The 8,795-nt window shown below is 43.5% G+C and carries 9 protein-coding genes and 1 pseudogene; 3 read left to right on the forward strand and 7 right to left on the reverse strand.

Translation table 11 applies throughout. The features are described from left to right. From GFB48_RS16855 to GFB48_RS16880, 6 genes are all read right to left on the reverse strand, one after another. Window positions 1–3,365: putative Ig domain-containing protein (locus tag GFB48_RS16855; RefSeq protein ID WP_163938545.1), on the reverse strand; the 3,365-nt coding region annotated here is incomplete at its 3' end. Window positions 3,366–3,380: 15 nt separating this feature from the next. Beyond that, window positions 3,381–4,634: a TIGR03032 family protein gene (locus GFB48_RS16860; protein ID WP_163938548.1), complete on the reverse strand. Its 1,254-nt coding sequence runs from the start codon at window positions 4,632–4,634 to the stop codon at window positions 3,381–3,383. A gap of 4 nt (window positions 4,635–4,638) precedes the next feature. After that, entirely contained in the window at window positions 4,639–5,832 is a 1,194-nt protein-coding gene (locus GFB48_RS16865) for a S8 family serine peptidase (RefSeq protein ID WP_163938551.1), read from the reverse strand. A 98-nt stretch (window positions 5,833–5,930) separates the two neighbouring features. Next, window positions 5,931–6,464, reverse strand: coding sequence for a phage tail protein (locus GFB48_RS16870; RefSeq protein WP_163938554.1), 534 nt, complete (start codon window positions 6,462–6,464; stop codon window positions 5,931–5,933). Window positions 6,465–6,477: 13 nt separating this feature from the next. Then, window positions 6,478–7,002: a phage tail protein gene (locus GFB48_RS16875; RefSeq protein ID WP_163938556.1), complete on the reverse strand. Its 525-nt coding sequence runs from the start codon at window positions 7,000–7,002 to the stop codon at window positions 6,478–6,480. A 10-nt stretch (window positions 7,003–7,012) separates the two neighbouring features. Further along, window positions 7,013–7,528, reverse strand: a complete 516-nt coding sequence (locus GFB48_RS16880; protein ID WP_163938559.1) for a phage tail protein — start codon at window positions 7,526–7,528, stop codon at window positions 7,013–7,015. A 356-nt stretch (window positions 7,529–7,884) separates the two neighbouring features. On the opposite strand from GFB48_RS16880, the gene GFB48_RS17735 reads away from it, so the two are divergent. From GFB48_RS17735 to GFB48_RS16895, 3 genes and pseudogenes are all read left to right on the forward strand, one after another. After that, window positions 7,885–7,950, forward strand: a complete 66-nt coding sequence (locus tag GFB48_RS17735; RefSeq protein WP_240464897.1) for a hypothetical protein — start codon at window positions 7,885–7,887, stop codon at window positions 7,948–7,950. A 231-nt stretch (window positions 7,951–8,181) separates the two neighbouring features. Then, window positions 8,182–8,304 (forward strand): annotated as a pseudogene (locus tag GFB48_RS16890) (hypothetical protein); the annotation flags it as partial. 167 nt (window positions 8,305–8,471) lie between these two features. Then, window positions 8,472–8,636 carry an NAD(P)-dependent oxidoreductase gene (locus GFB48_RS16895; protein WP_163938563.1) on the forward strand — a complete coding sequence of 55 codons (165 nt, stop codon included), beginning with the start codon at window positions 8,472–8,474 and terminating at the stop codon, window positions 8,634–8,636. On the opposite strand, the gene GFB48_RS17860 is transcribed toward GFB48_RS16895, so the two are convergent. Then, window positions 8,578–8,715: a hypothetical protein gene (locus tag GFB48_RS17860; protein ID WP_205597759.1), complete on the reverse strand. Its 138-nt coding sequence runs from the start codon at window positions 8,713–8,715 to the stop codon at window positions 8,578–8,580. The two genes, GFB48_RS16895 and GFB48_RS17860, sit on opposite strands and share 59 nt — an antisense overlap. Between the last annotated feature and the right edge of the window lie 80 nt (window positions 8,716–8,795).

Genomic DNA, 8,795 nt, shown 5'->3' on the forward strand with positions numbered 1-8,795 from the left:
GCAAAGCTTGGCAGTGCCACGGTCTCAGTGCCATCAGTCACGCTAATAATGATATTCGAGTAGTTACCAACATCATCATTGGTCGGGGTACCCGTAAGCGCCCCGGTTGCGGTATCGAAGCTGGCCCAACTTGGCTGACCGGTAATAGCAAAGGTTAAGGTATCACCAGTATCAACATCGTTGCCGGTTGGGGTAAAGCTGTAGCTGCTGTCTTCATCGACGCTAGTACTTGGAGTACCGGTAATGGTCGGCGCATCATTGGTGTTACTGACGCTAATGGCAAAGCTTGGCAGTGCCACGGTCTCAGTGCCATCAGTCACGCTAATAATGATATTCGAGTAGTTACCAACATCATCATTGGTCGGGGTACCCGTAAGCGCCCCGGTTGCGGTATCGAAGCTGGCCCAACTTGGTAGGCCGGTAATAGCAAAGGTTAAGGTATCGCCACTATCAACATCGTTGCCGGTTGGAGTAAAGCTGTAGCTGCTGTCTTCATCGACGCTAGTACTTGGAGTACCGGTAATGGTTGGAGCATCGTTTACATTGTTAACCGTTATAGTGAAATCAAAATTAGCGCCACTATTATTGTTAATATTCCCTAGTTCGTCACTCATGCTGAAACTAAAACTCGTCGAATTATTCTCAGCACCGTTATGATCAAAATTGATGTTATTGGCATTAATATTGGCTTGGGTAAAGCTGTCTCCTTGGTTTAATACCGTAGCATTGTTATATAAAGTACCATCTCCAGATACTGCGGTAAGGGTATAACTAATATTGGCGGCGGAAGAATTAGTATCGGTAGCACTTAATTGACTTGAACCTATAACAGTGTCTTGAGCATTCTCATCAATGCTCAGGCCATTGTTAGTGACTGTAGGGCCTTGGGTATCAACAGTAAAACTGGTCACGCTTAGGGTATTTGAAACATTGCCGGCGGCATCGGTCACGCTCAGCGTACAATCACTATAAGTGGCATCCGTTAATGGGCTAGAATTATCCGTTTGACTAAGGGTGATAGTAGTATTACCCGCCGTAATGGCGCCCTCATTGCCACTACCACAGCTACCACCAACGCTGAGAGTACCTGCTTCGCTATTGGTTATAACAAGATCTGGTGTGCTGTCACTGGTTAATGACGTGACAGCAGTGTTTTCACTGATCATCGGGGCAATATTATCGGTTAAAGTTGCAGTGCCAGTGGTGACTGCTGTTGTAGAACCAAATAATGTGCTCAAGGCAGTAGTCGTGATATCAGTATCACCATCAAGGCTTAATGAATAGTTGGCATTGTGGGTAATAGCACTGTTATCGTTGTAATAGGCGTTCACCGTATAGATTTCTGAGGCACCATCTGCAACCGAAATGCTTAAACCACTAAAGGTAATGGTATCGTTAGATGCGTTATAAACCCCACTAATATTAGAGGCATCAGCACCATTTAATCGCCATGTAATTGCTGAGCGTTCATCATCTGATGAGGTACCAGTGACGTTGATGACAACTTGTGAAACTTCTAGTGTTAGGTTGTCAGAGGTTCCTGCATCACTTAAGGTAAAATCAAAAATATCAATTGCTTCGCCAACGGTATCGGCACTGGTGGGTATGGAGACAGGCTCAGATACCGTCCCTGCCTGAGTTAAATCTGCATCACTATCCGGGGATGCTGTGGTAAAAGAAGTGTTTGTTGGTGTTACCTGGGTTACCCCGGCACTGTCTTGTGCAACCACATACACGGTGTAATTGGTTGAATGGCTTAGACTGCTTAAACTTGCCGTGTAGTTTTGATTGGCGCTAGTGATATCAATACTGCCAGAGGCGGCGGCACTGGAGTCTGACGCATTATTTCCCGCAACTACTTGCGCCGCACTGGGTGCGCTATCACTGCTTGGCACCACCACATAATAAGCTTTGCCTGTGGTATCAAATTCAATATTTAAGGTCGAAGCAAACAAGCCGGTGCTGGTCAGCGATGGGGTAGAGTTTAGGTAGTTCACCTTGGCATCGACATTCGTTACGGTAATCGCATTAGTACTATCGGCAATATCAATAGTGCTTTCAAAGCCTGCTGCCCAGTTATCGGCTGCGCTTAGGTTATAAACCGTGTTATCAATGGCCTGAGTACCATTGGCATTAAGCAAAGCATGTACTGCGCTTTGGTCGCTGCTGTTTAAGTTGACTGAAAAGCTAGTGGCCGAACTGATTTCTACATCCGTGCTGGTGAGGGTATGGCTGGCGTTACCATCGCCTTTAATGCTTAACAGGGATACATCGATATCATTGGCGGCACCACTATTACTGACAAAATCAGTGCCCGTTACCACTAATACACCTGTACTGTCGTTATAAGTGGCACTGGTAATGGCTGGCAGAGGGGTGATATTAATGGTGATATTGCCACTGCTAGTGGTGTCTGTTCCATCGTTCACGCTAAAGCTTAAGGTTGCGCTGGAACCACTACTTGGGGCGGTGTACACCACCAGATCGAGGGCGGTAGTTAATTCCGCGGGTGTGCCGGTCATTTGGAAGTTTGCAGAGTTTCCAGCTAAATATTGCACACCGGGTGTGGTTGCAGAAGCGGTTAGGGTGCCGGCGGAGGCTGTAAAGGTAAGGGTAACATCCCCGCCATCAGCATCGCCAATGACCACAGCGCTTAAACCAGCGGAAAACTGTTGACCTTGATAAGCGGTGATGGAGGATGGAGTATTGGAAATTGTCGGAGCCGAATTACTTACAGGAACTTGAATGCCATTGGTATATACATACCACCAAGCACTACTAGCTATACAGGCCTGTGGATTGTTGTTAATACTATCTGAACAAGTTCCATTAGTGGTTACAATCCAATGATTCCCTCCACCTTCACAAGCACCTTGACTATGCACGTTGTGCAAAAACTGACTATCAGCACCGTCGCCTACCCACCACTCTCCGTTACTAGCATTATCAATCAGCCATTGAGCAGTCTGATTTGCACAAACATCAGCGAACTGTTTACGTCCCCTTTGCACAATGCTGCCGCTGATCCTCGCTTGATCCAAATTACCATTATTTAGCAGGTTTTGCTGTTTTAAAAAATCTAATGCTTGCTGGTTGACCTTTATATCCGCCACTTTGGGCACTGTACTCGCTTTTTTGCTAAACGCTGAAAATGGACTGTTATTGTTTTTAAGATGTTTAGGTTCAACTAAAACAGGCGCAGAATGATTTACCTGAGACGGTATGCTGTTACTTTTTCTTGCCCTTGATGAACTTGAGTAAACCCCGCGGGCACTGGCAATGCCACCGGCTAATGCGGCTAACATCGGCAGGCCCAATTTTACGGCATGGGCGGTTTTTTTTAGTGGTGAGGATTTAGTGTTCATCAGCAAGCCTTTAAGTTAAGCAATATCTTCAAGGTTGGGGAAGGTAAAGTGGTTGCGCATTCTTGGGTGTGACGCTTCTATCAGTTCTGGAAAACTGCAATTAGGCAGTACCGCCACATCATAAATTTGGTCCACATTACCGCTAAAAGAAATGCAGCCAACTTGTTTAATCTTGTTACTTTCGTCAGTTTCATCTAGGTTGAAAATCCATAGGCCAGAGAAGGTTTCATCGTACTTTTTACCTAGTGGTGCAGGGGCCGTGACATCGGATTGGCGCACCTTAGAAAGGCCAACAATCATTAACGTCCCGTAAAAGTCCACCCCACGGGTAAAGCCGGGCACTTCTGCAATCACTTCAGATTGTTTGGTTTCAGGGTGATAGCGACAAATTTGCCCCAGCCCAGAGTTGCAGTAATACACATAGCCTTGGTAATACCTAGGTGAGTGAGGCATATGCAGACCATCAACTAAAATCTGGTTACTTTGCACGCACATTAATGTGCCGGTATTTCTATCACTATTACGCCAATCTCCTGCTCTGTTGGCGGTTGAAAATGTGGTGACATAAGCGGGTTTGCCGTCTTTTAAGGTCATGCCATTAAGGTGGCAGCGATCTTCTGGTGCTAAGTCTGAGATAAAGTGCGGTTTCCAGCGGGGGATAAAGCTGTAATCAGGTTCGACCGTGCATAAACATGAAAAGCTTGAATTAACCACCCATAGCCCGTCATCGCCCCAGTCAATATCATGGATGTTTATCATGCCTGAGTAATGTGCGGAGCGGGTAATAAAGCAAGCGTCTACTCTGTCATCAACGGCGTTATATAGCTTTTGGGTATATGCCTGTTTTTGTTTAAGGCTTTGCTTTTGTTGTTTAGTGAGTTTTTTTGGCCGTCTCGGTTGCTTCTTTTTGGAAGCCTTGTTCGGTTGGGGGTTGTGGAGAGTTGGGGCGGTGATGTCTGATTCAATACTTGCTAGGGGCTGTTTAAGTTGGGGAAGTAATTGATCTTGACGTTGAAAGTTTACGATTTGAGTAAATATTCCCAGAGTGAGTCCTTCATCACTGACCGTAAGCCCCATAGGTCTTTGGTAATGTTTGAAATTAATATCCAATTCAGCGCCATCGCTTCTAACCAACATTAAACGCTGGGCTTGATAAGAGGTAAAGGCTAAAGAAATATTGAGCGATTTAAAAATAGCGGGTAGGTTTTCACTGTATTCGCAGCTGAAATCAAATTCGTTGTCAAATTTACTTTTCTTTGATGCTGTCATAACCCTAATCATCCTTGAGTGGAATGTGTGCTATTTTGCCTAAAGCAATAAGGCTGGTAGATAACTCTTTAGCTGTCAAGTTTGGCTGTTTAGAAAGTTTTTGGGCGATAACAGCGGTGATTAAAGAGCTAGTCAAAGAGGTACCTGAGAGGGGTTTGGGAGTTGTTTGAATTGGGTGCCATTGTTGGACATAAACATCTACCGTTGGGCCGTAATTACTGCGTCTATGGATCTGCTGTTGACCGTTTAATGCACCCACAACGATGGCGCTATTAATACTTGCTTCAATGGAGTTGGCAGCGATATATCCTCCCTGATTACCTGCTGCAAAAACGATAGCTAACCCTTTACCCCCCCTCCCTGAGTGAGATAAGTAATCTAAAGCTAACTGGGTGTATTGGGATAACCACGCAGAATTCCATGCGCAGTTTATGACATCGGCCTTGGCAATATGCGCTAAGTGCAGTGCTAATAGGGTATCTGCGGTCCAACTGTTCACTTGGCGAATGGCAATCAAGTTGGCTTGTGGGAGTAGCCCAAACTTTGGGTTGAAAAATAATTGAGCTATTTTGGTGCCATGGGTATCATTTTTAAGTTTTGGCTCGCTATTAAGTTGCCGAGTTTCTATATCGTAGCTAAAAATGGGTTTTAAATGGCTGAGGGGGCCACCCTTTAGCGCAAAACCATCATCGATAATTGCAACATTTATACCTTCGCCTTTGTTTGAATTAGCTGAACTGAAAACTTTTTTTAATGTGCTTTCAGTAACTTTAATCGGAGTGCTGGTGTTAGGAGTATGTCTGAAGCCCAATGCGCTTAAAGGAAGCAAATTAGGCTGTAAAAACTTTAGAGTCTTGAGTTCACTTAAACGTTGCCAATTTTGAATTATCTGTTTTGGTTTATTAAAGCGAATAAGGATCACTTTCCAGCTTTTAGCTTCAAATACAGTATTGATTGCAGCAACGTAATCTAGGTCTAACAGACTTTGGTTATTAAAATGGTTATCAACATGAGCCAGAATTTCACCATTAACTAAAAACTCTTGATTGGTTTTAGTGTTAACTCCAAAAAGCTCGGAGTCTTTATGCTGATTTAATTTTAGTGTGGTAGCTTGATTGAAGTTATAAAAGGTTAAATCACTGGCGATAGCTGGAGTGCTCAGTAATCCCCATAACATCAATACTTTTAAAAAATGCACTACCTAAATCCTCAAAGTTTGTTTGCAAACCAAATTTAAGTTAAAAATCGATTTCTTGTGAAAAGCAAACCCAATGCATAAAGCATTGGGCGTTTTTGTCAGTTTCTTGGAGGAAAAATCCCTTCCGTGGCGATACAGTAACGTAATGCTAAAAACGGTTGTCTATTCTCATGCGGTGTTGAATCACCGGCATCAGCAACGGTACTATCATGGAAGTATTGGAAGACTTGAGTCGAATCATCAGCACTGTATGGATCTATAGTGCGAGATGCGCCAATGAACTTACCCGTTGGATCCGTAGAAAAAGAACCACTGCTGGAGCGCTCGGTATTGACAGTGTGTGAGTGTGCAGGCACTTGAGACGCTGTCAATGAAATAGTGTTATAGCCCTGTTGTTCACCTAATTGGTTTAGGGTTAGACCGGGTCCTCTTCCGGCTCCCATGGGTACTCGGCCGTTTAAGTTTGGTAAGCCAAACGTTGTTCTGCCGTTACCGCCATAAATTGTTCCTATAAGGGCAAATAGGGTAGTAAACTGCTCGATTGGTAGCAACTGGCCGTCACAGCTCATCCAAAATCTTGGGGTAAAAGTATAGGGTAGTAATTGGATTTCTCCGATAAATGGATTACTCATTATTCTTTCCTTGTTAATTGCGACTTGGGTAAAGCCCTTGGGTACAAATAATAAAATTTACCCCTAAGCTAGGCATCATATTTGAGTGACTGTCTCCGCCATTGTTATTGTCCATGGTATATGGAGATAGCTCCTCGGGAACGGCGCCAGCTTCCTGCGGGGCATAAAAGCCAACAAGCGGTTGTGCTAACACCTGATTATTGGGTTTTACTGAACTGGCAGAGGTGGTTGATGCTTGCAATAGATGTGTATGATTTGGCATTTCTGCTGTGGTCAGAGTCACCTCTTCAGTCCCAAATCTACTCCCAATCGCTCTTGGGGTTAACCCCGGTCCTGTACCAAAATGCATGGGTAAGCGACCTCTCATATCTGGCAAACCAAAGCTGACTCGACCATCGCCGCCATAGGCGGTACCTAGCAATGAGAACAAGGCTTGATTGTCATTGATTGCCATTAATCGACCATCACAAAAAGCCCAGTTTTGGGGGGCATAAGTACCAGCAAATATTCTAATTTCACCTATAAATCCTTCACTCATGTTACTCTCCTTAGTTTCTAGGTGGGTACTCGCCAGTTAAACTGATGGCATAATTGATTACTTGAGTAGGCTGCATATTCTGATGGGAGCCGCCACCGGCTTGGTTGGCACCATTGGTGGATGTATCCACCAAACTGACTAGATTGTTAGGTGCACCGTATAAAGGCTCTTGAGAATCCGCTAAAAGGCGGTTTTTACTTGAGCCTGCGTTGCCTTTTGCCCCCAGACCCGGATCGCCCTTAAAAGGGTGATTATGGCTACCAAGCTCAGCAAGGCTGAGGGTGACTTCTTCAAAGCCAGCTTTTGTTCCTTGGGGCAAAGTAGGGCTCATGCCGATTGGCACTCTTCCCCGTAAGTCAGGCACAGCAAAGTTTGTTCTGCCATCTCCACCAAATGTAGTGCCAATTAACGAGAATAAAGCTTGGTGGGAATTAATATCCAATAATTGGCCGTTACACAACGCCCAGTTTTTAGGTGGGAAGTTAAAGCCAAAGGCCTGAATTTGCCCGATATAAGGTTCTGTCATCTCTAAGTCCTTGTTAATATTTATAAACACATTTAAAAGAAGAAGAACTGCAGGACTTACAGCGAAAATCAAGTCATCAACTTATTGACTTAAGATAGGATTATTACCAATAAAAGTAAAATAATTGTATGTTTTTTGTTCAGTTGTTTCTGGTGTACTAATGCCATGATTTATCTTAAGAATGATGCTATTGATGTTGATTAGAAAATTGACCGCGCTCAAACAAAAGTCGACTTTCTTTAAAGTCATGTTTCCAGGGAGCTTTATCGGTTTTGGTTTAACTAGGCTGTTAGTGCTAGCAATTCCATTTAAATATTGGAGTCACTGGCCCTTTAGGGTTAGGAAAATCGACTTTGATGGATATTTTGGCTGGGTTGCTGCAACCTAGTCAGGGGCAGCTTATGATTGATGGTCACCTTTAGTTGAAGTTAATCGTGGTTGGCGCAAACAAATTAGTTATCTCACCCAAGACACTTTCTTATTTAGAGGCAGTATTTGGGAAAACTTGCTTGTGAGAAATTAACGACAGTGGTTGTGAGTCATCATTCACTTACTAAAGGTTTAGCTGAATATTGTATTAACTTGGACTAATTTCACTAGGCTGATGTTTCGAAAGTGATATCCTAATGCCAGTATGTTAAGGATATGAAGTAATTAAAGTTAAGACCCGTAAATATTTTGGCACCTATGGTGTACGTGGCAAAGTGGGTGAGTTTCCAATCACTCCTGATTTTGTAATGAAGCTTGCATGGGCCGCTGCTAAAGGGTTAAATCAGAAACTTAAAACCTTGAAAGGGCGTTATGCAATAGGCCCTTTTTTATTAACTTAATTTGTTGAAATTAATATGTTTCCTCTGAAACTAAAATTAACGAAAACTAAATATTAGCCTTCGTTTTAAAATTTGCGTAAAGTGAATTTAGGTTATTTTTAATTAAATTATTTATGCATTACTTACCCTTATATGTAAACCCTAGTTCATTAAACTTTGTCGTTATTGGAGCAGGCTCGGTGGCTGCTCGCAAAGTTGAAATGCTGATTAATGCAGGTATTAAACCACAGGTGATCTCGCTGCAGGCTGAAGCAGAAATTGAAATCTGGCATCAATAAGGGGCTTACCTTTGGGGTTTAACCAGGAAATTTCAAAACAGGTCCACAGATCTGCACCATCAAAAGTGGTCTTTTTCATCGCGGGCTAGGGCATCACGATTTAGGCTTCTTGGTACGCCTTGGAGAAGTTCAGGCGCATACTCGCTGACATAGCCTGTC

The sequence above is a fragment of the Paraferrimonas sp. SM1919 genome (assembly GCF_010993985.1).
GTDB lineage: Bacteria > Pseudomonadota > Gammaproteobacteria > Enterobacterales > Shewanellaceae > SM1919.

Bases quoted from the DNA above. Each gene is read 5' to 3' on its own strand.
- GFB48_RS17860 (WP_205597759.1), bottom strand. From the start codon at position 8,715: ATGAAAAAGACCACTTTTGATGGTGCAGATCTGTGGACCTGTTTTGAA.
- GFB48_RS16895 (WP_163938563.1), top strand. From the start codon at position 8,472: ATGCATTACTTACCCTTATATGTAAACCCTAGTTCATTAAACTTTGTC.
- GFB48_RS16875 (WP_163938556.1), bottom strand. From the start codon at position 7,002: ATGAGTGAAGGATTTATAGGTGAAATTAGAATATTTGCTGGTACTTAT.
- GFB48_RS16870 (WP_163938554.1), bottom strand. From the start codon at position 6,464: ATGAGTAATCCATTTATCGGAGAAATCCAATTACTACCCTATACTTTT.
- GFB48_RS16860 (WP_163938548.1), bottom strand. From the start codon at position 4,634: ATGACAGCATCAAAGAAAAGTAAATTTGACAACGAATTTGATTTCAGC.
- GFB48_RS16880 (WP_163938559.1), bottom strand. From the start codon at position 7,528: ATGACAGAACCTTATATCGGGCAAATTCAGGCCTTTGGCTTTAACTTC.